This window comes from Actinoplanes sp. CA-015351 (assembly GCF_050955685.1).
Classification (GTDB): domain Bacteria; phylum Actinomycetota; class Actinomycetes; order Mycobacteriales; family Micromonosporaceae; genus Actinoplanes.
This window is the reverse complement of sequence record NZ_CP192102.1, coordinates 5,528,187-5,552,458: the sequence shown is the minus strand read 5'-3', so window position 1 is coordinate 5,552,458 and position 24,272 is coordinate 5,528,187. Positions and strand designations below refer to the sequence as shown.

The 24,272-nt window shown below is 70.1% G+C and carries 22 protein-coding genes; 12 read left to right on the top strand and 10 right to left on the bottom strand.

The window, feature by feature from the left end; translation table 11 throughout:
• Positions 1-28: 28 nt before the first annotated feature.
• Positions 29-991, bottom strand: coding sequence for a GlxA family transcriptional regulator (locus ACQP2E_RS25405; protein ID WP_433825443.1), 963 nt, complete (start codon positions 989-991; stop codon positions 29-31).
• 135 nt (positions 992-1,126) lie between these two features.
• On the opposite strand from ACQP2E_RS25405, the gene ACQP2E_RS25400 reads away from it, so the two are divergent.
• A complete protein-coding gene (locus tag ACQP2E_RS25400) occupies positions 1,127-2,137 on the top strand; it encodes a LacI family DNA-binding transcriptional regulator (protein WP_433825442.1) in 1,011 nt (336 codons plus the stop codon).
• 28 nt (positions 2,138-2,165) lie between these two features.
• Here ACQP2E_RS25400 and ACQP2E_RS25395 read toward each other — a convergent pair whose 3' ends face one another.
• On the bottom strand, positions 2,166-3,536 hold the full coding sequence (locus ACQP2E_RS25395) for a serine/threonine-protein kinase (RefSeq protein WP_433825441.1): 1,371 nt from the start codon (positions 3,534-3,536) through the stop codon (positions 2,166-2,168).
• A gap of 137 nt (positions 3,537-3,673) precedes the next feature.
• The gene (locus ACQP2E_RS25390; RefSeq protein WP_433825440.1) at positions 3,674-4,702 is read right to left on the bottom strand and encodes a hypothetical protein; all 1,029 of its coding nucleotides are present in this window, start codon (positions 4,700-4,702) and stop codon (positions 3,674-3,676) included.
• An 84-nt stretch (positions 4,703-4,786) separates the two neighbouring features.
• Between ACQP2E_RS25390 and ACQP2E_RS25385 the strand changes: the two genes are divergently transcribed.
• The 5 genes from ACQP2E_RS25385 (at position 4,787) to ACQP2E_RS25365 (ending at position 9,680) form a co-directional block, all read left to right on the top strand.
• Positions 4,787-5,083: a PAS domain-containing protein gene (locus ACQP2E_RS25385; protein WP_433825439.1), complete on the top strand. Its 297-nt coding sequence runs from the start codon at positions 4,787-4,789 to the stop codon at positions 5,081-5,083.
• Positions 5,080-7,431, top strand: coding sequence for a putative bifunctional diguanylate cyclase/phosphodiesterase (locus ACQP2E_RS25380; RefSeq protein WP_433825438.1), 2,352 nt, complete (start codon positions 5,080-5,082; stop codon positions 7,429-7,431). The genes ACQP2E_RS25385 and ACQP2E_RS25380 overlap by 4 nt, the downstream gene beginning before the upstream one ends.
• Before the next feature lie 38 nt (positions 7,432-7,469).
• Positions 7,470-7,973, top strand: coding sequence for a hypothetical protein (locus tag ACQP2E_RS25375; RefSeq protein ID WP_433825437.1), 504 nt, complete (start codon positions 7,470-7,472; stop codon positions 7,971-7,973).
• Positions 7,970-8,833, top strand: a complete 864-nt coding sequence (locus ACQP2E_RS25370; protein ID WP_433825436.1) for an SCO6745 family protein — start codon at positions 7,970-7,972, stop codon at positions 8,831-8,833. The genes ACQP2E_RS25375 and ACQP2E_RS25370 overlap by 4 nt, the downstream gene beginning before the upstream one ends.
• 73 nt (positions 8,834-8,906) lie before the next feature.
• The gene (locus ACQP2E_RS25365) at positions 8,907-9,680 is read left to right on the top strand and encodes a hypothetical protein (protein ID WP_433825435.1); all 774 of its coding nucleotides are present in this window, start codon (positions 8,907-8,909) and stop codon (positions 9,678-9,680) included.
• A gap of 1 nt (position 9,681) precedes the next feature.
• Here ACQP2E_RS25365 and ACQP2E_RS25360 read toward each other — a convergent pair whose 3' ends face one another.
• The 7 genes from ACQP2E_RS25360 to ACQP2E_RS25330 are packed head-to-tail and all read right to left on the bottom strand — an operon-like array spanning position 9,682 to position 16,431.
• Positions 9,682-10,821 carry an ABC transporter substrate-binding protein gene (locus ACQP2E_RS25360; protein WP_433825434.1) on the bottom strand — a complete coding sequence of 380 codons (1,140 nt, stop codon included), beginning with the start codon at positions 10,819-10,821 and terminating at the stop codon, positions 9,682-9,684.
• An 11-nt stretch (positions 10,822-10,832) separates the two neighbouring features.
• On the bottom strand, positions 10,833-11,588 hold the full coding sequence (locus ACQP2E_RS25355) for an ABC transporter permease (RefSeq protein ID WP_433825433.1): 756 nt from the start codon (positions 11,586-11,588) through the stop codon (positions 10,833-10,835).
• A complete protein-coding gene (locus ACQP2E_RS25350; protein WP_433825432.1) occupies positions 11,585-12,343 on the bottom strand; it encodes an ABC transporter ATP-binding protein in 759 nt (252 codons plus the stop codon). The genes ACQP2E_RS25355 and ACQP2E_RS25350 overlap by 4 nt, the downstream gene beginning before the upstream one ends.
• Complete coding sequence (locus ACQP2E_RS25345) at positions 12,340-13,182, bottom strand: ABC transporter permease (protein WP_433825431.1); 843 nt, start codon at positions 13,180-13,182, stop codon at positions 12,340-12,342. Before ACQP2E_RS25345 ends, ACQP2E_RS25350 begins: the two co-directional genes overlap by 4 nt.
• Positions 13,179-14,180 carry a TIGR03842 family LLM class F420-dependent oxidoreductase gene (locus ACQP2E_RS25340; protein WP_433825430.1) on the bottom strand — a complete coding sequence of 334 codons (1,002 nt, stop codon included), beginning with the start codon at positions 14,178-14,180 and terminating at the stop codon, positions 13,179-13,181. The genes ACQP2E_RS25345 and ACQP2E_RS25340 overlap by 4 nt, the downstream gene beginning before the upstream one ends.
• Positions 14,181-14,191: 11 nt before the next feature.
• Positions 14,192-15,592 carry a dihydropyrimidinase gene (gene hydA, locus ACQP2E_RS25335; RefSeq protein WP_433825429.1) on the bottom strand — a complete coding sequence of 467 codons (1,401 nt, stop codon included), beginning with the start codon at positions 15,590-15,592 and terminating at the stop codon, positions 14,192-14,194.
• The gene (locus tag ACQP2E_RS25330) at positions 15,589-16,431 is read right to left on the bottom strand and encodes a nitrilase-related carbon-nitrogen hydrolase (RefSeq protein WP_111647776.1); all 843 of its coding nucleotides are present in this window, start codon (positions 16,429-16,431) and stop codon (positions 15,589-15,591) included. Before ACQP2E_RS25330 ends, hydA begins: the two co-directional genes overlap by 4 nt.
• Before the next feature lie 193 nt (positions 16,432-16,624).
• Here ACQP2E_RS25330 and ACQP2E_RS25325 point away from each other — a divergent pair, with 193 nt between their 5' ends.
• The 6 genes from ACQP2E_RS25325 (at position 16,625) to ACQP2E_RS25300 (ending at position 24,237) form a co-directional block, all read left to right on the top strand.
• The gene (locus tag ACQP2E_RS25325) at positions 16,625-18,001 is read left to right on the top strand and encodes an aminotransferase class I/II-fold pyridoxal phosphate-dependent enzyme (RefSeq protein ID WP_433825428.1); all 1,377 of its coding nucleotides are present in this window, start codon (positions 16,625-16,627) and stop codon (positions 17,999-18,001) included.
• 28 nt (positions 18,002-18,029) lie between these two features.
• Positions 18,030-19,325, top strand: coding sequence for an aspartate aminotransferase family protein (locus ACQP2E_RS25320; RefSeq protein ID WP_433825427.1), 1,296 nt, complete (start codon positions 18,030-18,032; stop codon positions 19,323-19,325).
• A 149-nt stretch (positions 19,326-19,474) separates the two neighbouring features.
• Complete coding sequence (locus ACQP2E_RS25315) at positions 19,475-20,386, top strand: sugar phosphate isomerase/epimerase family protein (protein ID WP_433825426.1); 912 nt, start codon at positions 19,475-19,477, stop codon at positions 20,384-20,386.
• The gene (locus tag ACQP2E_RS25310) at positions 20,386-22,452 is read left to right on the top strand and encodes a PQQ-dependent sugar dehydrogenase (RefSeq protein ID WP_433825425.1); all 2,067 of its coding nucleotides are present in this window, start codon (positions 20,386-20,388) and stop codon (positions 22,450-22,452) included. Before ACQP2E_RS25315 ends, ACQP2E_RS25310 begins: the two co-directional genes overlap by 1 nt.
• Positions 22,453-22,684: 232 nt before the next feature.
• On the top strand, positions 22,685-23,914 hold the full coding sequence (locus ACQP2E_RS25305) for an anion permease (RefSeq protein WP_433825424.1): 1,230 nt from the start codon (positions 22,685-22,687) through the stop codon (positions 23,912-23,914).
• Positions 23,915-23,925: 11 nt separating this feature from the next.
• Positions 23,926-24,237, top strand: a complete 312-nt coding sequence (locus ACQP2E_RS25300; RefSeq protein WP_433825423.1) for a hypothetical protein — start codon at positions 23,926-23,928, stop codon at positions 24,235-24,237.
• Positions 24,238-24,272 lie beyond the last annotated feature (35 nt).

Genomic DNA, 24,272 nt, shown 5'->3' with positions numbered 1-24,272 from the left:
ATAAAAGCTGAAAATAGTAGGAGAAGCGTCAGGAAGCGCGAGGTTCCCGCCAGCGGAAGGCCCGCCGGTACTCGGTCGGCGTGGTGGACAGCACCCGCTGGAAGTGCAGCCGCAGATTCGCCCCGGTGCCCAGGCCCACCCGCGCCGCCACCTGATCGACACCAAGATCGCTGGACTCCAGCAGTTCCCGCGCCAGGTCGACCCGGGCCCGCAGGATCCACTGCATCGGCGTGTACCCGGTGTCCTCGACGAACCGCCGGCCGAACGTGCGCTCGGAGACCCGGGCGTGCCGGGCCAGGGCGGACACCGTGAGCGTCTCGTCGAGATGGCGCAGCGCCCACTCCCGGGTCGCCGCGAACACGTCGCCGAGCGGCTCCGGAATGGTCCGTGGCACGTACTGGGACTGGCCGCCGCTGCGGTACGGCGCCGCCACGATGACCCGGGCCACCGCGTTCGACGCCTGCACCCCGTGGTCGCGCCGGATGATGTGCAGGCAGAGGTCGATCCCGGCGGCCACCCCGGCCGACGTGAGGACCTGGCCCTCGTCGACGAAGAGCACACTGCCGTCGACGTGCACTTTCGGGTAGTCGCGGGCCAGGAACGGCGCCAGCCGCCAGTGGGTGGTGGCCCGCCGGCCGTCCAGGATGCCGCTCGCGGCCAGCGCGAACGCGCCACCGCAGATCGAGACCATCCGGGCGCCCCGGAAGGCGGCGTCACGCAGCGCGTCGAGTGCGGCCGGCGCGGGCGGGCGCTGCGGCAGGCGGAACCCGGGGACGATGACGGTGTCCGCCTCGGCGATCGCCTCCAGGCCGGCCTCGACGACGAAGCCGAGCCCGTCGCGGCCGGGCACCGGGCCGGGCGCCAGCGAGCAGGGGGTCAGCTCGTACGCCGGGTGTCCGTCGCGGGGCGAGAAGACCTGCATGGTGATGCCGAGGTCGAGTGGCGAGGCGCCCGGCAGGACCAGCACGGCTATCTTGTGAGTTCCGGTCACAGGACCACTCTGCCGGGCGCGCGGCGCGGCGCGGAACTGGCGGTCCGGACAGGGTACGCAAGGATTCCGCCAGGCGGACTACCCTCGTGACGCGTACGCACGTACCGTGTGGCGACGCGGAAAGGACGGCCGGCGATGCGAGAGGACCGGAGTCGCTCGACAGGGCGGCCGACGCTGGAGGAGGTCGCGGCCCGGGCCGGAGTCGGCCGGGGCACGGTGTCCCGCGTCGTCAACGGGTCGGCGCAGGTCAGCCCCAAAGCGCGAGAGGCCGTCCAGGACGCGATCGAGGCGCTGGGTTACGTGCCCAACCGCGCCGCCCGCGCGCTGGTCACCCAGCGAACCGATTCGATCGCCCTGGTGATCTTCGAGTCCGGTGAGCGGTTCTTCGCCGAGCCCTTCTTCGGCCGGATCGTGCAGTCGGTCTCCTCGGTGCTGGTGGCCCGCAACCTGCAGATGGTCCTGATGATCGCGCAGGCACCCGAGGAACGCCGCCAGCTGGAGGGATACCTGACCCGGCAGCACGTCGACGGCGCGCTGCTGCTGTCGCTGCACGGCGACGACCCGCTGCCCGGGATCCTGGAGGAGCGTGGCGTGCCGACCGTGCGGGTCGGCCGCCCGATGCATCCGGACATGGTCAGCTCGGTCGACGCGGACAACCGCGGTGGCGCCCGCGCGGCCGTCACCTACCTGCGTGAGCAGGGCCGCCGGTGCATCGCCACGATCACCGGCCCGCTGGACATGGCGGCCGGCATCGCGCGTTTCGACGGTTACCGCGACGTGGTCGGCGACGGCCCGGCCGCCCGGGGCGACTTCGGCGAGCTCAGCGGCGCGACCGCGATGGAGTGGCTGCTCCAGCAGTACCCGCAGATCGACGCCGTGTTCGCGGCCTCCGACATGATGGCCGCCGGTGCGCTGCGGGTGCTGCGCCGGGCCGGACGCCGGGTGCCGCAGGACGTCGCGGTGATCGGTTTCGACGACTCGGTGATCGCCCGGCACACCGATCCGCCGCTGACCAGCGTCTACCAGCCGATCGAGCAGATGGGCCAGGAGATGGTCCGGCTGCTGCTGAGCAAACTCGACGGCGAGGAGACGGCGGACTGGGAGACGGTCCTGCCGACCAGGCTGATCCTGCGAGGATCGGCCTAGGCCGAGGCACTTCGCCAAGAGGATCGGCTTAGGCCGAGGCACTTCGCAAATCAGTGAGCCGATCCTGGATGAGGCCGGCCTGGTCCGAGGTGAGGCCGCCCTCGCCGAGCCGCTGGCGCACCTTACGGCTGAGCAGGTCGACCTGGTCGTCGACCTTCACCTCGGAGAGCCCGTCCAGCTGACCGAGAAGGTTCAGGAAGTCGAGCGCGACGTCCGACCGGATCTCGCCGGCCTCCTCGCCCTGCTCGACGGCGTCACGTACCCGGCTCACCGCCGCGTCGACAGTCAGCGTCTTCTCCGCGGGGGCGGCCGGGCTGGGTGGAGCCGGTGGAGCGGTCGTCTCCAGCGTCGCCGACGGAGCCGGTGACGCGCTCGGGGGCGCGGCGAACTGCGCGTCGTCCTCGGAGCGCCCGACCGTGTTGACCAGCACGACGAACGATCCGGCCACCACGGCCAGGCCGACGCCGAGCGCGATCCGGCGGCGGTTCAGCGACGGGTCGGCGGCCAGGCGCGGGCGCGGGATGACCCGGGCGCTGCCGGTCGGCGGCCGGGTGGGCAGCGGGATGGTGCGCCGCGACGCCGTCGAGGGGATCAGCCGGGTCAGGGCCCGGCGCGCTTCCGCGGCCGAGGGACGACGGTACGGGTCATCCTGCAGGCACTGCCCGACGAGATCCCGTAGCCGCTCCGGCAGTGTCTCGGGCAGCCGGGCCGGACCGTGCGACTGCGCGGCGGCCAGCTCCTCCCAGGTGTCCACCGAGTACGGCGGCTCGCCGGCGACCATCTCGAAGAGCAGGACGCCGAGACCGTACAGATCGGTGGCCGGCTCGGCCGGTTTGCCGTCGAGGCGTTCCGGTGCGGCGTACGCCGGGGTGCCGAACGTGGCGCCGGTGTCGTCGTCGTCCGGTTCGCCGGCGGTGGCGCTGATCCCGAAGTCGAGCAGTTTCACCCCGCCGGTGCAGAGCATCACGTTGCCGGGCTTGATGTCGCGGTGCACGACACCCGCGGCGTGGGCGGCGGCCAGTGCCTCGGCGACGGCCGCGCCGATCGAGACGGCCTCGCCCCAGGGCATCGGGCCGTCGGTGAGGCGGGCCGCCACGGTTTCGCCGCTGAGCAACTCCATCACGACGAAGGGCGCTACCGAGCCGTCCGGGCGTACCGCCTCGCGGTAGTCGTGCACGGCCGCGATGCCGGGGTGCGAGAGGCGGGCCGCGAGGCGCGCCTCCCGCCAGGCCAGATGCGCGGCACGGGTGTCACCGGCCGGGAGCTTCACCGCGACCGGCCGATCGAGCAGCTCGTCGGTGGCCCGCCAGACCTGCGCCATACCGCCCGTCTCCAGCAAGGTGACGAGGCGGTACCGCGAGGTGAGCAGGAGCCCCGGGGCCGGCCAGACATCGTGCATGCCAGGACATTCGCGGAGTCCGGCGGGCATGTCAACCGCTGGGGCTTGTTTCACAAGGGATGGCTGGGCCACGCCACGCTCCTGCCCTCTGTGAAACAAGCTTTGGGCCGGAACCGGGGATCCTCGTTGCCGGATTCTCAGTCGACAGTAGGCGGAAGTGTGCGCGCGGCCTCACGCAGCGCAGCGGCCGCGGCCGTGTACGGGTTGTAGCTGTACGTACGCGACGGTGTGCCCGGAATCGTGAAGTAGCTTGTGGACAGCTTCGCCGGGTCGGTGGCGATCTCACCGCGTGCTACCACGTCGTTGCCGTCGTCCCAGCCCCACGGCGCGTTCGCCGAGTTGGTGCCGCACGACCAGGTGCCGGTGCCGCAGCCGCCGCTGGTGTCACCGGCGAACGTGCCGAGGCTCGCGAACAGGCTGCCGTTGGTGCGCTGCGCCCAGAGGCCGCCTGCGGCGAAGACATCGACGAGCCGGTACCGCACGTCCCGGTCGTCGGCGCCGGACGGCGCCTCGGCCGTGGTCAGCGACGGGTAGTAGACGAGTCCGTCCCCGTTGATCGTGTATTGCGGGTACGCCTTCAGCCCGTGCCCGCGCGCCTCCTGAGCGGTGACCGGGTGAGTGAACGAGTCGTGCGGCGACGACTGGGTGAGCAGCGTGCCGTCGATCGTCTCGGTGCCGTTCGTCCAGGTGGAGCCGGACGGGGCGTACGAGAAGAAGTCGCTGTGCGCCACCGTGACGGCGCCCCGGAGCGCGCCGTAGTCGGAGCCGTCCCGCTCGACGGCGATCAGCACGCCTTCGCCGTCGTTCTCGTGCTCGGTCTCGAAGAACGGGTGGTCGATCCAGTCGCGGGGGTGGAAGAAGAGGTAGGTCAGGTACCAGTGGGTCGCGGTCTCGGCCACCGAGTAGTACGCGTACGCCGTGGTGTCGGTTCCCGCGTTGTCCCAGTTGTCCCGGCCGGCGAGGTTGCCGTCGAAGTCGTACCTGGTGATCATGTCCGACTTGCCGTTCAGGGCGTGTGCGCCGGTGGCGTCGACGTCCTGGTAGTGGATCGGCGCCCAGCGCAGCGCCAGGTCCGCCCGGCTCACCGCGGCGTGTGCCGGAAGGGCCGGGACCGCCGTGCTGAGCACACCCGCCGCGACAGCGGCCAAGGTTCTTAAGAGATGCATGGGCGTGAATGTAAGGGAATGGAGTGTCCGAAGGTCTAAGCCCGTGCGAATTCCGGCCGATCACTGGCAACGTCAGGGGGACAGATGACCGGGGCGGACGAGCCGCGCAAGCGCGACCTGCCGGTGAGCGCGCGGCGGGGGTGCAGCGTGGTGGTGTCGCTCGCCGAGAACAGCCGGCCCGGCGCCAGGCTCGGTGAGATCCGGCTGCTGGAGTCGATGCTGCGGCATTCCAGCGAGATCATCTCGATCGCCGGCGCGGACGGTAAGTTCCTACAGGTGAGCCCGGCCGTGGAACGGCTGCTCGGCCTGCCGGTCACGGACGTGCTGGGCCGGCCAGCAAGGGACTTTTGGTACGCCGAGGACAGAGCGGTCACGCCGTGATCGCTGCGGTGATCGCGCTGCTCGGCGTGCTCTGGTACGTGCTCTGGGCGGCAGGAGCAGGCGGCTCGGCCGCGGTCGCGTACCTGTTCATGCCGGCCGGCCTGCTCGCCGCCCTGGTCGCGCTGCGCCGGATGCGGCGGACGACCGGCCTGGAACCGGTCGGCCAGCGGTTCTGGCGGACCCTGGAGATCGCCTGCTGGCTGCTGACCGCGGGCTACGGAATCCTCGCCGGCGCCGCGTTCGTCGCCGCCCCCGAGCTGCCGGTGATGCCGCTGCCCGCAGTGGCGTTCGCCGGCGCCGGGATGCTGCTGGCCATGTGGGCCGTGGTCCGGGTGCCGCTCGGGGTGACCAGCTGGCACGAGCGTGGCAAGCAGAGCCTGGACCGGCTCATCGCGTTCCTCGGCTGCGGCACCGTGCTCTGGCACTTCGGCCTGGCCCCGATGGTCTTCGCGCCCGAGCCGTGGAGCACGCCGGTCCTGGTGATCATCCTGATGGCGTTCCTCTTCGCGGCCGGCGCGATCACCAAGGTCTCGTACATCACCGGCGGCCCGGTGGACCGCACGGCCGTCCGCGCGATCGCGATGACCGGGCTGGTCGCCGCCGTGGTCGCGGTCGCGGCGGTGGCCGGTGGTGTGAACGGGCCGGTCATCGCCCAGGCGCTCTGCCTGCCGATGGTTCCGGTGCTGATCGCGATGGCGGCCCGGCGGCAGCGTGCCGCCGCCGGCGCTCCGCCGCGCCGGAGCAACATCATGCTGCCGTACCTCGCGATGCTCGCCACCGATGTGGCGGTCGCGCATGTGCTGTTCGGCACCACGACCCTGGACGAGACCCGGGTCGTGGTCGGCGCGTCGGTCATGGTCACCGCGCTGGTCACGGTGCGGCAGTACCTGGCGTTCCGGGCGAACAACCGCCTGCTGGGTGAGCAGCGCGCCTCCGAGGCGCGGATGCGCTACGAAGCCACCCACGACGGGCTGACCGGGCTCGCCAACCGGGCGCTGTTCCGCCGCCGGCTGGACGAGGAGCTGGCCGCCGGCGAGGCCACGGTCCTGCTTGTCGACCTGGACGACTTCAAGACGGTGAACGACTCGCTCGGCCACGATCTCGGCGACGACCTGCTGATGGCGTTCGCGGCGGCGCTCAGCAGCGCGACCGGCGCCGACGGCGAGGTGGCCCGGCTGGGAGGCGACGAGTTCGCGGTCCTGGTCCGGCGCAGTGAAGGCGCCGGTGAAGGCGACGGCGACGGCGACGGCGACGGTGACGTCGGCAGCGGTGACGTCGGCAGCGGCGACGTCGGGCTCGGCCGGGCCGAGCTGCTCGCCGAACGGGTGATGGCGATGACCGCCGCTCCGGTCGGCGAGAACCGGCTGCTCATCCGGGTGAGCGCCGGCCTGGCGTCGGCGCCGGCCGGCACCGCGGCCAGCGCGCTGCTGCGCGCCGCCGACACCGCCATGCACGTGGCCAAGGAACGCGGCAAGAACAACTGGGTGCGGTACGCGAGCGGCATGGAACAGGCCGCGCAGGCACATGCCCGGCTCGGCGGCGAGCTGCGCCGGGCCCTGGACGCCGGCGAGTTCCGGGTCGTCTACCAGCCTCTGGTCTCGCTCGGCACCGGCCGGATCATCGGAGCGGAGGCCCTGGTCCGCTGGGCGCATCCGGAACGGGGCCTGGTCTCGCCTGCCGACTTCATCCCGGCCGCCGAGCGCACCGGGCTGATCGTGCCGCTGGGCCGGTTCGTGCTGCGCGAGACCTGCCGGCAGGCCGCGGCCTGGATCACCGCGTTCGGCCCGGACACCATCACGAAGGTCGGGCCGAACGTCTCGGTCCGCCAGCTGCACGACCCCGATTTCATCGACGACGTGAAGGCCGCGATCGCCGACTCCGGGCTGCGCGCCGACCGGCTCGTCCTGGAGCTGACCGAGTCTGCGGTGCTGCGCGGCCCGCAGGCGCTGCGAGTACTGCACGATCTGCACGACATGGGTGTGCGCCTTGCCCTGGACGACTTCGGCACCGGCGAGTCGTCACTGAGCCTGCTGCGCGCGTTCCCGGCCGCCATCGTGAAGCTGGACAAGTCGTTCGTCGACGGCATCGAGGTCGACGAGCTGGGCACCCCGGCAGCCGACGCCCGTCAGGCGGTGGCCCGCGCGGTGGTCCAGCTGGCCGGCGCGCTCGGCCTGGACACGGTCGCCGAGGGCATCGAGAACCAGGAACAGGCCGACCGCCTGCACCGCCTCGGTTACACCGTCGGCCAGGGATATCACCTGGGCCGCCCGGTTGCGCCCGAGGAGATCACCGCCCGCTTCGCGGCCGAGGCGGAGCAGGCCCGGCGCTCCCAGCCTGCCGCGGCCTGAGCGAGCACCTCCCCGTCAGACCCGGTTAGGGTACGGAAATGGACACGGCGGACGACGGCACCGGTACGGCACAGTCGCTCGCCGCCCGGCTGGATCAGCTCACCTTCGCCGACCTCACGGAGAGCCAGGCGACGGCCAGGATCCTGGACACCGTGGCGGACTGGGCCGGCGCGCAGGGGTGGCGGGTCTACCGCCGGGCGCCGAGCGTCTTCCCGCTGCCGGCCCCGCTGCGCGGCAACTCGGTGCTCGACGTGGCCTGCGCGCGGCCGGACGGCCCGCCGATCGCGATCGAGATCGACCGCAGCGACCGGCAGCGCACTGTCGACAAGCTGCTGGCCGAGGCGGCGGCCGGCCGGGTCGCGATCTGGGTGCGCTGGGGAGCGGGCCCGTTCTCGCCGCCGCCGCTGCCGGTGCATCTGGTGACCCGGGAGACGGCCCGCCGGGCCGGGAAATGGCACACCGTGGCAGACCGGCCCGCACCGGCCCACTCGGAGCGGTTACTTTCCGGTAACATCGCGGAACTGCCCCTGGAGGACGCATGACCGAGAGCCCGTACCACCTGGCCTGGCGCGTGACCGAGCCGATCCACTCGATGATCTACTTCGTGCCCGAGGGGCCGGAGGCATATGCGAAGGCCGGGCTGGACGACGCGGGAGCCGGTTACTTCGCGTCCCGGGGCGCGGTGTTCGGCGCGACCGGACCCCAGGTCGTGACCGCCACGTTCTACAACTTCAACCCGCGCCTGGTGGCCCGGGTCCTGCCGGCCGCCTGGCAGAAGACGACGCCGGAAGCGATGATCGCGGCCCGTTACCACGCCGTCGACGCGGCGCTGACCCGGGGCCTGGGCGCCGAGGTGCTCGCCGGCCCGGAGGTCGCCGAGGCGGCCGAGCTGGCCCGGACCGCCGCCGAGGCGGCGACCCGGTGGCCGCAGGGCCGGCCGCTGTTCGCCGCGCACGCCGAGCTGGCCTGGCCGGAGCAGCCGCACCTGGTGCTCTTCCACGCGCAGACGCTGCTGCGCGAGTTCCGTGGCGACGGACACATCGCCGCGCTGCTCACGGCCGGTCTCAGCGGCCTGGAGGCGGTGGTGCTCTACGTCAAGCAGGGCCTGTCCGACGAGCGATTCCTGCGGCCCACCCGGGGCTGGAGCCGCGACGAGTGGGCGGCCGCCGCCGAGGGGCTGCGCGAGCGCGGCCTGCTCACCGGGGACGAGCTGTCCGAGGAGGGCCTGCGGCTGCGCGCCGCGATCGAGGAGCAGACCGACCGGCTGGCCGCGCCGGCGTACGAGGTGCTGGGCGAGCAGGGCGCGCTGCGGCTCGCGGAGCTTACCCGGCCGCTGAGGCGGACCCTGGTCAAGGCCGGTTTTCTCGACCCCCGAGGGCTCAGTCCGCAGCGTCCGAGCTGAGGAAAGTGCCGGGTGAAAAGTCGCACCGGCCAAAAACGTTGTCGGAGGGTAGCAAGGGAGTCACTCTTGGTTGGTGAGCGAGCAGCGGAGACACCCGGCGTCCTGGTGGGCGCAGTTCATCGAGGCCGCCGACCGCTTCGACTCCGCGTACCTCACTGAGGGGCTCGGCGACCTGATCAACGCGAAGATCGGGTCGCCGCTGCTGCGGCGTGAGGCGCAGATCGCGACGGAGATCGTGGTCCGGTACCTGAACAAGCCGAACAGCCCGGAGCTGGCCGAGCGTTCCACCAAGGCCGTGGAGCGGCTCGTCGAGACCGTGGAGCGGCTCGAGGAACGGTCCGGCGAGGGTTTCGAGCTGGCCGAGGCCCGCGCGCTCTGTCACCTGCTCGAGGGCCGGCTCGCCGAGGCGGCCTCCGAGGCCGAGGGGTTCGTGAAGACCCAGTCGGTCCTGCGGCTCTTCGTCGGGGCGCTGCGGATGGAGCGGTTCGACAACGACCTGGCGGTCCGGATGCTCGCGGCCGGGCACGCCCCGGCGGCCGCGCTCGGGTCCGGCGCCGTGATCGGCAAGTACAGCTGGTGGCCGAGCTGGCTCACCAAGGTCGTGACCGAGCGGGCCATGGCCGGCAATCTCGACCAGCACACGATCACCGCTCTGGACCGCTGCGCGTACGCCGAGCTGAGCCCGGCACAGGCGCGCATCGCGCGCCGGCTGCTCGCCGGCGAGCAGGACCTGATCGAGGCCTCCGCCACCCGCCTGGAGATGCTGAACGAGCCCCGGGCCGCCAAACTGCTCCGCGAGGGCGACCTGACAGCAGTCGCCCTCGCAGCCAGACTCATCCCGCTCTAGCTCAGGCGCCGCCCTCCTCCAGGGTGACGGTGGCGGGGGCGAAGCTTGTGCCGTTGACGTCGACGCCGGCGGTCTTGGCGGCTTCGACGGCCTTGGTGATGTAGTCGTTGGTGTAGGCGAGGCCCTCCGGGGCCTTGGTCAGCACGGAGTCGCCGGTCTGGTTCTTGGTGGTCTGCGAGATGTCCACGGTCTGCTTCCAGGCCGCCTCGTCGATGACGCCGATGCCACCGGTGGCCGGCCAGATCAGCTTGTTGACCTCGTTCATCTGCCAGAGCTGGTGGCTCTTGCCGAGCTTCGAGCCCTTCGCGATCACCAGGTCACGGCACTTCTCCGCGTTGTCGCGGCAGAACGCCCAGCCCTGGATCGTGGCGGTCAGGAACTTCACGGTCTGCTGCTGGTACGCCGGGTCGTCGAGCTTCTCGGTGTTCGCCCAGACCGCGTCCTGGAGCATCGAGGAGCCCTCGGACTTCCAGTCGATGATCGAGAAGTCGGCGGCGGTGTACAGCTTGCCGGTCGCCGGGTTCTTCGCCTCGAGGAGCTGGGCGTACTCGTTGTAGCTCATCGCCTGTGCGGCGTCGATCTCCTTCTTCAGCAGCGCCTGCATGTCGAACTGCTGCTGGACCAGGGTGACGTCCTTGCCCGGGTCGATACCGGCCTTGGTCATGCCGGCGAACAGCTCGAACTCGTTGCCGAAGCCCCAGTTGCCGACCTTCTTGCCTTTGAGGTCCGCGGCGGTCTTGATGCCGCTGTCCGCCCAGGCCACCTGGTAGGTGCCGGAGCGGGCGAAGATCTGGCCGACGTCGGTGATCCCGGCGCCCTGCTCCCGCGACGCCAGGGCCTTCGGCACCCACGCGACCGCGTAGTCGGCCTTGCCCTGGGCCAGCACGGTCTGCGGGACGATGTCGACGCCGCCTTCGAGCAGCTCGACGTCGAGACCCTGCTCCTTGTAGAAACCCTGGTCGACGGCGGCGATGTAACCGGCGAACTGTGCCTGGAAGAACCACTGCAGCTGAAGCTTGATCGGGGTCAGCGCGCCACTGGCGCCGGGGGCGGGGGTGGCGGTCTCGTCGGCGGTACCGCAGCCGGTGAGGATCAGGGCAGACGTGGCAATGATGGAAGCGAATATCCGGGTTCGGCGCATGAAAAGACCTCTCAGGAGATGAGCGACTGCCGCCACGGCATGGCGAGCCGTTCCAGCAGGAGCGTGACGAGGTAGAAGGTGAGTCCGAGGAGGCAGGCGCCGGCCACGAAGGCCCAGGCACGGGGATACGCGGTGAACGCGGCGGCGGAGGTGATCCGCGCGCCGAGCCCGTCCTGCAGGCCGCCGAAGTACTCGGCGACCACCGCGGCGATCACGGCCAGCGACGACGCCTGCCGCAGGCCGGTGAAGAGATGGGGGAGTGCGCCGGGCAGGCGCACCTTGCGGGCGAAGGTCCAGCCGGAGGCCGCGTAGGTGTGCATCAGCTCCTGGTGGACCGGATTCACCTCGCGCAGGCCGCGCAGCAGGTTCAGGAAGACCGGGAAGAACACCACGATCGCGGTGACCAGGCGGCGGGGGACGCTGCTTGTCGACTCGAACATGTTGTTGAGGATCGGGGCGAGCGCGATGATCGGCAGCGCGTTGATCACCGCGGCGAACGGGACGGAGACCTCACCGAGGATCTTCGACCGGCTGGCGGCGAGAGCGGCCAGGATCGCGATCAGAGTGCCCGCCACCAGGCCGACCAGGGCGTTGGTGCCGCTGGCGAGGGCCGCCTCCCAGACGTTGGTGCGCTGGGCGAGCAGCTCGCGCCAGATCGCCGACGGTGCCGGCAGGATGAACGGGGCGATCCGGCCCAGCGTGACGATCAGCTCCCAGAGGACCAGTGCGAGGACACCGACGATCACCGGTGGCAGCACGCGTCTCATGAGCGGAGCGCCTTGCGTACCTCAGTGATCTTGTCGAAGTAAGCCGGCGCCTGCCGTCCTGCCTCGTCCCGCGACGGGATCTTGATGTCGATCGCCGCGGTGATCCGGCCGGGGCGAGCCGACATCACCACCACCCGGTCGGAGAGGAAGACCGCCTCGGAGATCGAGTGGGTGACGAAGACGGTGCTGGTGCCGGTCTTGGCGCAGATGCCGAGGAGCTCGGACTGGAGGCGTTCGCGGGTCATCTCGTCGAGCGCGCCGAACGGCTCGTCCATGAGCAGCAGCGGCGGCTGCACGGCGAGGGCCCGGGCGATCGCGACGCGCTGCTGCATGCCGCCGGAGAGCTGACCGGGGTAGTGGCCGGCGAAGTCGGCGAGACCGACCAGCTCCAGCATCTCCTCGGCCTTGGCCTTGCGCTCGGCCCGGCTGACGCCGCGCAGTTCCAGGGGCAGCTCGACGTTCTTGCGGACGGTCCGCCACTCGAAGAGGCCGGCCTGCTGGAACGCGATGCCGTACTCCTGCTCCTTGCGGGCGGTCGCGGCGGGCCGGTCGGCGACGGTGACCGTGCCGGTGGTCGGCGTGATCAGGTCGGCGATCAGGCGCAGCAGGGTGCTCTTGCCGCACCCGGACGGGCCGATCAGCGAGACGAACTCGCCATCGCCCACGGTGAGGTTCACATCGGAGAGAGCGAGCACCTCGTCGCCGCGTCCCTGATTGAAGATCTTCGTGACGTTGTCGACCACCACGGCGGTCATAGAGTCACCACCTCCACGTGGCGTCGATGCCGCATCAGCGGCACTTCCAGAAGACTGACGGCGGCGGCCACCACGAGGCCGAGCAGCGCCGCCCCGAGCATGGCCGTGTAGACCTTGGCGGGATCCGAGGTGGCCTCCCGGGAGTACTCGATGATCAGGCGGCCGATGCCGCCGCGGGTGCCGGTGGAGATCTCACCGACCACCGCGCCGACCACCGCTGCCGCGCCGGCCAGGCGCAGCGCCGGGAAGAGGTATGGCAGCGCCGCCGGGAAGCGGAGCTTCACCAGCGTGCGCCACCACCCCGCGGCGTAACTGCGCATCAGCTCGACGCCGCTGGCGGACGGCGACTGAAGACCGCGCAGCATGCCCACCGCGACCGGGAAGAACGCGAGGTAGGCGGCGATCACCGCGACCGTCGCCCAGGGCGGCATCACGACGCCGCCCCAGCCGGCGATCAGTGGCGCGAGCGCCACCAGAGGAACGGTCTGGGAGAGGATCACGTACGGCAGCAGCCCGCGCTCGACGATCCGGAACCGCTGCATCGCGACCGCCAGGACCAGCCCGATCAGCGCGCCGGCGAGGAACCCGGCCGCGGTGATGCCGAGGGTGAAGGCGCAGGCGTCCAGCACCACCTGCCACACCGGACGGCCGCCGGCCAGCTCGGGCGCGCCGAGCCGGTCGGCGATCGTCCAGAGATGAGGCATGGAGAGGTCGTCGGCGCGCGGGAGGACCCGCACGCCGAACAACACCGTCCCCTCGGGATTGCCGACCGCCTTGTAGCCTTCCCAGGCCAATCCCGCGATCAGCAGCCCGGCGATCACCGAGAGGACGCGCCTCATGCGTTGAAGGCCGGGATGATCTTCTCGCCGTACGCGGCGAGGGTCTCTTCCTTCGCGTCGTGCTGGAGGTAGACGGCGAACTGGTCGACGCCGAGCTCCTTGAGCTGCTGCAACTTCTTCACGTGCGCCTCGACCGGGCCGAGGACGCAGAACCGGTCGACGATCTCGTCGGGCACGAACGTGGTGTGGCTGTTGCCGGCCCGTCCGTGCTCCTTGTAGTCGTACCCCTCGCGCGCCTTGATGTAGTCGGTGAGCGCCTGCGGCACCGCGCCGCCGTCGCCGCCGTACCGGCCGACGATGTCAGCGATGTGGTTGCCGACCATCCCGCCGAACCACCGGGTCTGCTCCCGCTGGTGCGCCAGGTCGTCGCCGACGTACGCGGGAGCCGCGACGCAGAACGTGATCGAGTCCGGGTCCCGGCCGGCCTTCTTCGCCGCGTTGCGGACCGCCGTGATCATCCACTCGGCGATGTCCGGGTCGGCCAGCTGCAGGATGTACCCGTCGCCGACCTCGCCGGTGATCGCGAGGGCTTTGGGCCCGTACGCCGCCACCCAGACCTCCAGCCGGCTGTCGGCCGCCCAGGCGAACTGGATCTCGTTTCCGCGTACCGTGACCTTCTCGCCGTTGCCCAGCCCCTTGATCACCTGGACGCTCTCGCGGAGCTGGCCGAGGGTCTGCGGGGTGAGGCCGAGGACGCGCAGCGCCGAGTCGCCGCGGCCGATGCCGCAGACGGTCCGGTTGCCGTACATCTCGTTGAGCGTCGCGTGCAGCGACGCGGTGACCGTCCAGTCCCGGGTGCCCGGGTTGGTCACCATCGGCCCGACGATGATCCGCTCGGTGGCGCCGAGGATCGCCGAGTAGACGACGTACGGCTCCTGCCAGAGCACGTGCGAGTCGAACGTCCAGAAGTGGCTGAAGCCGGCGGCCTCGGCCTTCTTCGCCCACTCGACGATCTGCAGGGCTGGTGGGTCGTTCTGAAGGACTACCCCGATGTCCATGTGAGCCTCCCTTAGACCAGGTAGTCGCTGAGGCCGCGCTTGACGTACCGGCCACGGCCGGCCCGCCCGGTGTACTGGCCACCGGAGGCGATCACCTCGCCGCGGGAGATGACGGTGTCGACCTTGCCGTCGACCTCCCAGCCCTCCCACGCGGAGTGGTCCATGTTCATGTGGTGCGTCTCGGCGCTGATCCGGGTACGCCCGTTCGGGTCGTACAGCACGATGTCGGCGTCCGAGCCGGGCGCGATGATGCCCTTCTTCGGGTAGAGGCCGAACATCCGCGCCGGGGTGGTCGCGATCGTCTCGACCCAGCGGCTCAGCGACAGCTTGCCGTCGACCACGCCCTGGTAGAGCAGGTCGACCCGGTGCTCGACGCTGCCGATCCCGTTCGGGATCTTGGAGAAGTCGCCGCGGCCGAGCTCCTTCTGGTCCTTGAAACAGAAGGGGCAGTGGTCGGTGGAGACGACCGACAGGTCATTGGTACGCAGGCCCTGCCACAGGTCGGCGCGGTGGCTCTCGTGCTTGCTGCGCAGCGGCGTCGAGCAGACCCACTTGGCGCCCTCGAAACCGGGCGCGCCGAGCTGGTCCTCCAGCGTCAGGTACAGGTACTGCGGGCAGGTCTCGGCGAACACGTTGCGTCCGCGGTCCCGGGCCTCGGCCACCTGCTCCAGGGCTTTCGACGCGGAGAGGTGCACGATGTACAGCGGACAGTCCGCCGCGACGCTGGCCAGCCAGATGGCCCGGCTGGTGGCTTCCGCCTCCAGCTCCTGCGGCCGGGTCAGGCCGTGGTGGATCGGGTCGGTCTCACCCCGCTCCAGGGCCTGCTTGACCAGCACGTCGATGGCCGGACCGTTCTCCGCGTGCATCATGATCATGGCGCCGTTGTCGCGGGCCTTCTGCATGGCGCGCAGGATCTGGCCGTCGTCGGAGTAGAACACCCCGGGGTACGCCATGAAGAGCTTGAAACTGCTGATCCCCTCGTTGGCGACCAGGTAGTCCATCGCCTTGAGGGACTCGTCGTCGACCCCGCCGAGGATCATGTGGAAGGCGTAGTCGATGTGGCAGTTGCCGTCCGCCTTGCCGTGCCAGGCGGCCAGGCCGTCCTGCACCACCTCACCGGTCTTCTGCACCGCGAAGTCGATGATCGTGGTGGTGCCGCCGATCGCTGCTGCCTTGGTGCCGGTGTCGAACGTGTCGCTGGCCGCGGTGCCGCCGAACGGCAGCTGCATGTGGGTGTGCGCGTCGACGGCGCCCGGGATGACGAACTTCCCGGTGGCGTCGATCGTCTCCTCCTGATGCGGTGCGGTGCCGGGCGCGAAGAGCGCCACGATCTTCTCGCCGTCGACCAGAACGTCCGACGGGATCGCCCCGCTGGGACCGATCACGGTCCCGCCCTTGATCAGAAAGCTCATGGTTGCACCAGGTCCCCGTAAGCGTCGGGACGGCGGTCCCGGTAGAACTGCCAGCGGTCGCGAACCGTGGTGAGCAGGCTCAGGTCCAGGTCGCGGATGATCAGCTCGGGGTTGTGCGTGTCGCCGACCTCGCCGACGAACTTGCCCTCCGGGTCGACGAAGTACGTCTGGCCGTAGAAGTCGTTCTCACCGAGGTCCTCGACGCCGACCCGGTTGATGGCGCCGATGAAGTACTCGTTGGCGACCGCGCTGGCCGGCTGCTCCAGCTGCCAGAGGTACGAGGAGAGCCCGCGGCTCGTGGCCGACGGGTTGAACACGATCTGCGCGCCGTTGAGGCCCAGCGCACGCCAGCCCTCCGGGAAATGGCGGTCGTAGCAGATGTAAACGCCGACCTTGCCGACAGCGGTGTCGAATACCGGATATCCGAGGTTGCCCGGGCGGAAGTAGAACTTCTCCCAGAATCCCTTGACCTGGGGAATGTGGTTCTTCCGGTACTTGCCGAGATATTTACCGTCGGCGTCGATCACAGCGGCGGTGTTGTAGAGAACGCCGGGCTGCTCCTGCTCGTACATCGGCAGGACCATGACCATGCCCAGTTCGGCGGCGAGGGCCTGGAAGCGCTCCGTTGTCGGCCCCGGGATGGACTCCGCGTACTCGTAGTAGGCGGCGTCCTGCACCTGGCAGAAGTACGGGCCGTAGAAGAGCTCCTGGAAGCAGATCACTTTCGCGCCCTGGGCGGCGGCTTCACGAGCGTAATCCTCGTGTGCCTTGATCATCGATTCCTTGTCGCCCGTCCAGGTGGTCTGGACGAGGGCGGCGCGGACGACGCTGGTCGTCATTGCGGCCCCTTTCATGTTGATCTCTTTTTTGCACGCGCAGTGCGCTGCTAAGCGCCTGTGATCGTGTGTTTACTCCTCGGCGTGGGCCCTGCGCTAGCTCTTGCTTGTCAGCGCCGGATGCCGTAGGACACTAACGACACACATTGAGGCGGACAATTGCTCGTACGTTACGGAATGTTTCGGAGAGAATAATTTGCTCACGCTGATCACCGGGGCGGTTCAGGATCGCAGCGCCCGCGGCATCGCGGCGGCGGTGAGCCGTCTGATCACGGCCGGCCGGCTGCCGGCCGGGGCCCGGCTGCCCACCGTCCGCTCGGTCGCCTCCGAGCTCGGGGTCAGCCCCACCACGGTCAGCGAGGCGTGGCGCAGCCTCATTCTCGCCGGTGCGATCCAGACGCGCGGGCGTTCCGGCACCTACGTCTCCGGCCCGCTGCCACCCCGGGAACGCCTGCGGTACACCCAGCTCGGCAACGCCAGCGTGACCCTGCCGAAGGACCTGTCGACAGGCGTTCCGGACCCGGCGCTGCTGCCCGACCTGAGCGGGGCGCTGCGCCGCATCGGCGACGGACGGTGGGCGGGCAGTTACCTGGACGCGCCGGTGCTGCCGGAGCTGGAGGCGGTGCTGCGGGAGCGGTGGCCGTACCCGCCGGAGCGGCTGACCGTGGTGGACGGCGCGATGGACGCCCTCGACCGGATCGCCGGTGCCATGCTGCGTTTCGGTGACCACGTGCTGGTGGAGAACCCGGCGTTCGCGCCGCTGCTCGACCTGCTCCAGGCGGTCGGCGCCACCGTGATCGGCGTGCCGATGGACGCGGGCGGTGTCGACCCGGCCGCGCTGCGGCAGATCCTGCGCGATTACCGGCCGGTCGCGCTCTTCCTGCAGCCCCGGGCGCAGAACCCGACCGGGACCAGCATGGACCGGAACCGGGCGCTGACCCTCGCCCAGGTCCTCCTGGAGGCCCCGAACCTGCTGATCATCGAGGACGACCACGCCGGCGACATCGCCTCGGCGCCGCTGGTCAGTCTCGGCTCGCACCTGCCCGACCGGACCGTGCACGTCGCCAGCTTCTCCAAGAGTCACGGGCCGGACCTGCGGCTCGCCGCGATCGGCGGTCCCTCGCACGTGATCGACGCCGTCAGCGACCGGAGACTGCTCGGTCCGGGCTGGTCCAGCCGGCTGCTTCAGGGCGTACTCCTGGATCTGCTCACCGACCGGCGGGTGATCGCTCAGGTCTCCACCGCGAGGGATACGTACGCGGCGCGCCGCGCCGCCCTGCTCGCCGTGCTTCACGCACACGGGGTCGAGGCGACCGCAGCCGACGGAATCAATCTGTGGATGACCGTTCCTGATCAGCAGAACGCGATGGTGGCCCTCGCCGCGCACGGTGTCGCGGCGGCGCCCGGGGCGCCGTTCTGCGTTCAGCCACTCGCCGACGACCACCTGCGGATCACCGCCGGGCTGGTCACCGGCGGATACGACGAACTGGCCGAGGTACTCGCCTCGGCCGCGTTCCAGACCAGCCGCGGCAGCGGCCGGCGCGGCCAGGGACACCCCCACGGCTGGCGCTGAAATCCCTCGTCGTTCAGGAGGTACTTTCATGAGTCTGCTGGATCGGCATCGCGCCGTCATGCCAGGCTGGATGCCCGTCTACTACGGCGACGACGCCCTGGAGATCGTGTCCGGAAAGGGTCGGCGGGTCACCGACGCGGCCGGCCGCAGTTACCTGGATTTCTTCGGCGGCGTGCTGACCACCATGGTCGGTTACGACATCGCCGAGATCAGTGACGCGGTCCGCCGTCAGGTGGACACCGGCGTGGCGCACACGTCCACGCTGTACCTGATCCGGCAGCAGGTCGAGCTGGCCGAGAAGATCGCCCGGGTCTCCGGCATCCCGGACGCCCGGGTCTTCTTCACCAACTCCGGCACCGAGGCGAACGAGTCGGCGCTGCTCTTCGCCACCAACGTGCGCCGCTCCAACCAGATTCTGGCGATCAAGAACAGTTACCACGGCCGGACCTTCGCCACGATGGCGGTGACCGGGCATCGCAGTTGGTCGTCGAGTTCGCTCAGCCCGCTCTCGGTGAACTGGCTCTCCTCCGCCGACCGGCTGCGCGGCCGGATGGCCGGGCTGGACGACGGCGACCTGCTCGACGCGGCCGTCGACGATCTGCGCGAGGTGCTCGCCACGGTCACCGCTGGTGACGTCGCGGCGCTGATCGCCGAGCCGATCCAGGGTGTCGGCGGGTTCGTGCACGGGCCGGACGGGCTGCTCGGGGCGTACCAGAAGGTTCTCTCCGAACACGGCATCCTGCTCATCGCCGACGAGGTGCAGACCGGCTGGGGCCGCACCGGCGAGCACTTCTGGGGATACCAGGCCCACGGCGTCACGCCGGATCTGATCACTTTCGCCAAGGGGATCGGCAACGGGTACGCGCTGGGCGGCGTCGTCGGGCGGGCCGAGGTGATGAACGCGGTACCGGCGATCAGCTTCTCCACCTTCGGCGGCAACCCGATCAGTGCCGCCGCCGGCAACGCGGTGCTGGACTACGTCCTGGATCACGATCTGCAGGGCAACGCGCTGCGGGTCGGTTCGATCCTGCTCGACGGCCTGCGGTCGCTGGAGAGCGCGATCGTGGCCGAGGTACGCGGGCGCGGCCTGATGATCGGCATCGAGTTCGTCCGCCCCGGAACCACCGAGCCGGACCCGGCGGCCACCCTGCGCGTCTTCGACCTCTGCCGGGAGGGCGGCCTGCTGGTCGGCAAGGGCGGCCTGTACGGCAACGTGATCCGGATCGGTCCGGCGCTGACGCTCACCGAGGACGAGGCCCGTGCGGGGCTGGCCGTTCTCACTGACGCGATCGCCGTTGCGGATTCTGAGTCGCGTATCGCCTGATATTTAGCCGCAAAACCCCCGCAATCGCGGGGGTTTTGCTGTAGGCGCGGGAACTTTCGCTTGATCTGAAGAAACTTGTCTTCACTTTGGACGAAACAGATCGGTAACGTCTCGATCCATGTAGATGGATCGATGACAGGGGGACCGCAATGCCGCAGTCACTCAGCCGCCGCAGCCTGCTCGGCGCCGCCGCCGCGGGCGCGGCCGGAGCCACCGGCGCGCTGGCCGTGCCCGGCGCCGCCCTCGCGGGAGGACACGGCCGGGCAGGCCGTGTTCCGCGCGATCAGATCAGCGTGCAGCTCTACACGCTCCGCAATCAGCTTTCGATCAACCTGGAGGCGAGCCTCGCCGAGCTCGCCGAGATCGGGTACACCCGGGTCGAGCACGCCGGCTTCGTCGGGCGTACCGCCGCTCAGTTCCGTGCCGCCCTGGACAACGCCGGCCTGCGTGCCACCTCGGGCCACGTCGGCATCCCGCAGCCCTTCAACGCCGACACCTGGAAGCGCGCCCTGGAGGACGCCGCCGTCGTCGGCAACAAGTTCATCGTCCACCCGTTCTTCGGACAGGGCGCGACCGGTCCGATCCGCGACGCGGCCGTGTACCGGGCCTTCGCGGCCGATCTGAACAAGGCCGGGGCGCTGGCCCGCAGGGCCGGTCTCAGCTTCGGTTACCACAATCATCACGCCGAGTTCTTCCGGCAGAACGGGACCAATCTGACCGGGTTCGACATCCTGACCTCGGAGACCGACGCGCGCAACGTGCATCTAGAGGTCGACCTCTACTGGGCGTTCCGGGGAGCGAACGACCCGGTTGACCTGATCAGGAAGCATCGGGGGCGGATCCGCCAGGTGCACGTGAAGGACCTCGACGTGAACGCCAGCTTCGCCGACCCCGGCGACGGGCTGATCGATTTCGGCCGGATCTTCGAGCACTCCCGGGAAGCCGGGCTGGTCGAGTACATCGTGGAACGCGACGATGCCGGGTCGCCGCCGCGGACTCCGGCGGATGCCCTGGTCACGGCGCAGCGTGGGTACGCGTACCTGGAGGGGTTGCGATTCTGATGAGGTTTCGCCGTCTCTCCGCGCTGATCATCGCCGGAGCGGCCGTGCTGGTCGCCCCGGTTTCGGTCGCCGCCCATCCCGGGCACGAGTTCCCGTCCGACTTCCAGAAGGTCACCCTCGACGATTTCCCGGGTGAGCCGATCGCCCTCGCGGTGCTTCCCGACAAGCGGGTGCTGCACACCGCCCGCACCGGCGAGGTACGCATCCACGAGCCCTCCACCGGCCGCAACGTGCTGGCCGCGAAGATCCCGGTGTACCTGCACGACGAGGAGGGTGTGCAGGGCATCGCGATCGACCCGGACTTCGCGCACAACAAGTGGGTCTACGTCTACTACTCGCCGGTGCTGAACACGCCGTCCGACGACCCGGCCACCCCGGGGATCAACGAGGGTGACGCGCCCGCGACCGGGACGGCGGCCGACTTCGCGCCGTTCAAGGGGCATCTGCAGTTGTCCCGGTTCAAGCTGTCCGGCAACACGCTGAGGCTGAGCACCGAGCAGAAGATCCTCCAGGTGCCGACCGACCGCGGTCAGTGCTGCCACGTCGGCGGCAAGATCGATTTCGACCGGTCGGGCAACCTGCTGATCTCCACCGGCGACGACAGCAACCCGTTCTTCTCCGACGGGTACGCCCCGATCGACGAGCGTGCCGACCGCAACCCGGTCTTCGACGCGCAGCGCAGCTCCGGCAACACCAACGACCTGCGTGGCAAGCTGCTGCGGATCAAGGTCGGGCCGTCCGGGAAGTATTCGATCCCGCGGGGCAACCTGTTCAAGCCGGGCACCGCGAAGACCAAGCCCGAGATCTACGCCATGGGCCTGCGCAACCCGTTCCGGTTCACCGTCGACCCGGTGACGAATGTGGTCTACCTGGCCGATTACTCGCCGGACGCGCAGGCCGCCAACCCGGCGCGGGGCCCGGCCGGGCAGGGCCGCTGGATGGCGATCGACAAGCCCGCCAACTACGGGTGGCCGTACTGCGTGGCACCGGACCAGCCCTACGTCGACTACGACTTCGCCACCGGTGTGTCGGGCGCCCCGTTCAACTGCGCGGCACCGGTCAACGAATCGCCGAACAACACCGGGCTGCGCAACCTGCCGCCGGTCGAGAAGGCCGAGGTCATCTATTCGTACGGGGCCAGCGCGACGTGGCCCGAGCTGGGCACCGGGGGCATCGGGCCGATGGGCGGCCCGGCGTATGACTACTCCGCTCGCAACAGGTCGCAGACCAAGTGGCCGAAGGAGTTCGACGGGCTGCCGCTGTTCGCCGAGTGGACCCGGGACTACGTGAAGGCCTTCCACCTGGACCGGCGCAACCAGGTCACCCAGATCGACCCGGTCCTGCCGAACCTGGTGTTCGACAACCCGATGGATCTGGAGTTCGGCCCGGACGGCGCGCTCTACGTCCTGGAGTACGGCGACGGCTACTTCGCCGAGAACCCGGACGCCCAGCTGTCCCGGTTCGACTTCGTGCGGGGCAACCGGACGCCGATCCCCGTCGTCAAGGCCACGCCGACGTCCGGCGAGGCGCCGCTCACGGTGTCGTTCTCCAGCGCCGGCACGACCGACCCGGACGGCGACGCCCTGCGGTACGCGTGGGACTTCGACGCCGACGGCCGGGTCGACTCACGGTCGCCGAACGCCACGTACACGTTCACGGCGAACGGCAACTACCGCCCGGTCCTCAAGGTCACCGACAGCACCGGCCGGTCCGCGGCCGCCGAGGTGATCCTGCCGGTCGGCACCCTGGCGCCGGTCGTCACGTTCGTGTCGCCGGTCGAGGGGCAGCCGTTCGAGTTCGGCGACACGGTGAACTACGAGGTAGCGGTGACCGACGACCAGCCGGTCGACTGCGCCGACGTGACCGTGACGTACATCCTCGGGCACGCCGAGCACGGGCACCCGCTCTCCACGTCGGCGGGCTGCACCGGGTCGATCACAACCTTCGTGGATCCGGGGCATGCCGGGGCCGAGGGGCTGACGGCGGTGTTCGTCGCGTCGTACACGGACGCCGGTGACCCGCCGCAGACCGGGACCGCGGAGGTGGTGCTGGACCCGGCAGATTGATCGCGGGTTCCTGATCGATGCCGGCTGGGCCGCGAGGCCCGGCCGGCATCGCGTTGTCCACCGAACGGACATAAAGAAGTGTTCATTCGACGTCCGTTGACATAAGCGCAAAGTGTTTGAACAGTCACCCAAAAATGATGTTTGGAAAACGGAAGGTTAACGGCGGCGGAACCTTGTACATGTACCGCTCACCCTATGGCCGCCGCACAGCTACCTCGGTCACGATCAGCGCGTGACTGAAACATCCGTGATCTTGGCGCTGGTGGTCCTCACGGCCCTGGCCTTTGATTTCACCAACGGGTTCCATGACACCGCGAACGCGATGGCCACCTCCATCGCTACGAAAGCGCTGCGGCCCAAGACCGCCGTCGCGCTGTCGGGGGTGCTGAACCTGGTCGGCGCCTTCCTCTCGGTCGAGGTCGCGCTCACCGTCACCAACGCCGTTGTCAAGATCCAGGACAAGAGCGGCCTGCCGAAAGCGGAACTTCTCGCCGACGGCGGCAGCGGGCTCCTCCTGATCATCTTGGCCGGTCTGGTCGGCGGCATCGTCTGGAACCTGCTGACCTGGCTCGTCGGTCTGCCCTCCAGTTCCTCGCACGCCCTCTTCGGTGGCCTCGTCGGCGCGACGATCGCCGGTCTCGGCTGGGGCGGCGTCAACTGGAACGGCGACGGCTCGAAGCTGGACGGGGTCGTCGGCAAGGTCCTGCTGCCCGCGGTGCTCTCGCCTGTCATCGCGGCCGTGGTCGCCGCGGTCGGCACCTGGATCATCTTCAAGATCACGTCAGGGATCGCGGCGCGCTTCACCGACAAGGGCTTCCGCTGGGGTCAGATCGGCAGTGCCTCGCTGGTCTCCCTTGCGCACGGCACCAACGACGCGCAGAAGACGATGGGCGTGATCACCCTCGCGCTGATCGCGAGCGGTCACTGGAGCGACACCGAGAACATCCCGCTGTGGGTGAAGGTCTCCGCCGCTCTCGCCATCGCGCTCGGCACCTACCTCGGCGGGTGGCGGATCATCCGCACGCTCGGCAAGGGCCTCACCGACATCAGCCCGCCGCAGGGCACCGCCGCCCAGTCCGGCGCCGCCGCGGTCATCCTCGCCTCCAGCCACCTCGGCTTCGCGCTCTCCACCACCCACGTCGCCACCGGTTCGGTGCTCGGCTCCGGCCTCGGCCGGCCCGGCGCCACCGTCCGCTGGGCGGTCGCCGGCCGGATGATCGCCGCCTGGATGATCACCCTCCCGGCCGCCGGCCTGGTCGGCGCCGTGATGTGGTGGGTCGGCGACATGGTCGGTGGCATGGCCGGCGCGCTTGTCGTCTTCACCCTGCTGGTGATCGCCTCGGTCGCGATGTACCTGCGCTCCCGCTCCGGTCGCGTCGACTCGTCGAACGTGAACGACGACTGGGACGAGACGGAAATTTCCGAAAAGCCGGCTTCGGTCCCGGCCGTTGCGGCGAACTGAGAGACGACGACATGCACAACCTGGGATTCGCACTCGACGGCGCGTGGCAGGTCCTGCTCGCCGGCCTGGTCCTCGGCGCCGGCCTGCCGATCATTTTCGCCCTCGGCATCCGGTCGCTCGCCTGGGGCGCCGGCGAGGCCTCGGTGACCGGCAGCGGCGTGACCGCGCCCGGCCCGCGCCGCCCGATCGGTACCGTGATCGGTTACTTCCTCTTCGCGATCGTGATCCTCGGCGTGGTCCTCGGGATCACGTTCATCGTGGCCGGCGGCTTCGGCTACAAGCTGGACTTCTCGCACTTCTTCCCGGCCCTGGTCGAGAAATAGCCCTTTTTTGACAGCCCGGCGCCTCACGGCGCCGG

Excerpts from the sequence above, each read along its gene's own strand:
- ACQP2E_RS25400 (WP_433825442.1), top strand. The coding sequence starts at position 1,127 with ATGCGAGAGGACCGGAGTCGCTCGACAGGGCGGCCGACGCTGGAGGAG.
- ACQP2E_RS25395 (WP_433825441.1), bottom strand. The coding sequence starts at position 3,536 with ATGCACGATGTCTGGCCGGCCCCGGGGCTCCTGCTCACCTCGCGGTAC.
- ACQP2E_RS25390 (WP_433825440.1), bottom strand. The coding sequence starts at position 4,702 with ATGCATCTCTTAAGAACCTTGGCCGCTGTCGCGGCGGGTGTGCTCAGC.
- ACQP2E_RS25385 (WP_433825439.1), top strand. The coding sequence starts at position 4,787 with ATGACCGGGGCGGACGAGCCGCGCAAGCGCGACCTGCCGGTGAGCGCG.
- ACQP2E_RS25375 (WP_433825437.1), top strand. The coding sequence starts at position 7,470 with ATGGACACGGCGGACGACGGCACCGGTACGGCACAGTCGCTCGCCGCC.
- ACQP2E_RS25370 (WP_433825436.1), top strand. The coding sequence starts at position 7,970 with ATGACCGAGAGCCCGTACCACCTGGCCTGGCGCGTGACCGAGCCGATC.
- ACQP2E_RS25360 (WP_433825434.1), bottom strand. The coding sequence starts at position 10,821 with ATGCGCCGAACCCGGATATTCGCTTCCATCATTGCCACGTCTGCCCTG.
- ACQP2E_RS25355 (WP_433825433.1), bottom strand. The coding sequence starts at position 11,588 with ATGAGACGCGTGCTGCCACCGGTGATCGTCGGTGTCCTCGCACTGGTC.
- ACQP2E_RS25350 (WP_433825432.1), bottom strand. The coding sequence starts at position 12,343 with ATGACCGCCGTGGTGGTCGACAACGTCACGAAGATCTTCAATCAGGGA.
- ACQP2E_RS25345 (WP_433825431.1), bottom strand. The coding sequence starts at position 13,182 with ATGAGGCGCGTCCTCTCGGTGATCGCCGGGCTGCTGATCGCGGGATTG.
- ACQP2E_RS25340 (WP_433825430.1), bottom strand. The coding sequence starts at position 14,180 with ATGGACATCGGGGTAGTCCTTCAGAACGACCCACCAGCCCTGCAGATC.
- hydA (WP_433825429.1), bottom strand. The coding sequence starts at position 15,592 with ATGAGCTTTCTGATCAAGGGCGGGACCGTGATCGGTCCCAGCGGGGCG.
- ACQP2E_RS25330 (WP_111647776.1), bottom strand. The coding sequence starts at position 16,431 with ATGACGACCAGCGTCGTCCGCGCCGCCCTCGTCCAGACCACCTGGACG.
- ACQP2E_RS25320 (WP_433825427.1), top strand. The coding sequence starts at position 18,030 with ATGAGTCTGCTGGATCGGCATCGCGCCGTCATGCCAGGCTGGATGCCC.
- ACQP2E_RS25315 (WP_433825426.1), top strand. The coding sequence starts at position 19,475 with ATGCCGCAGTCACTCAGCCGCCGCAGCCTGCTCGGCGCCGCCGCCGCG.
- ACQP2E_RS25310 (WP_433825425.1), top strand. The coding sequence starts at position 20,386 with ATGAGGTTTCGCCGTCTCTCCGCGCTGATCATCGCCGGAGCGGCCGTG.
- ACQP2E_RS25300 (WP_433825423.1), top strand. The coding sequence starts at position 23,926 with ATGCACAACCTGGGATTCGCACTCGACGGCGCGTGGCAGGTCCTGCTC.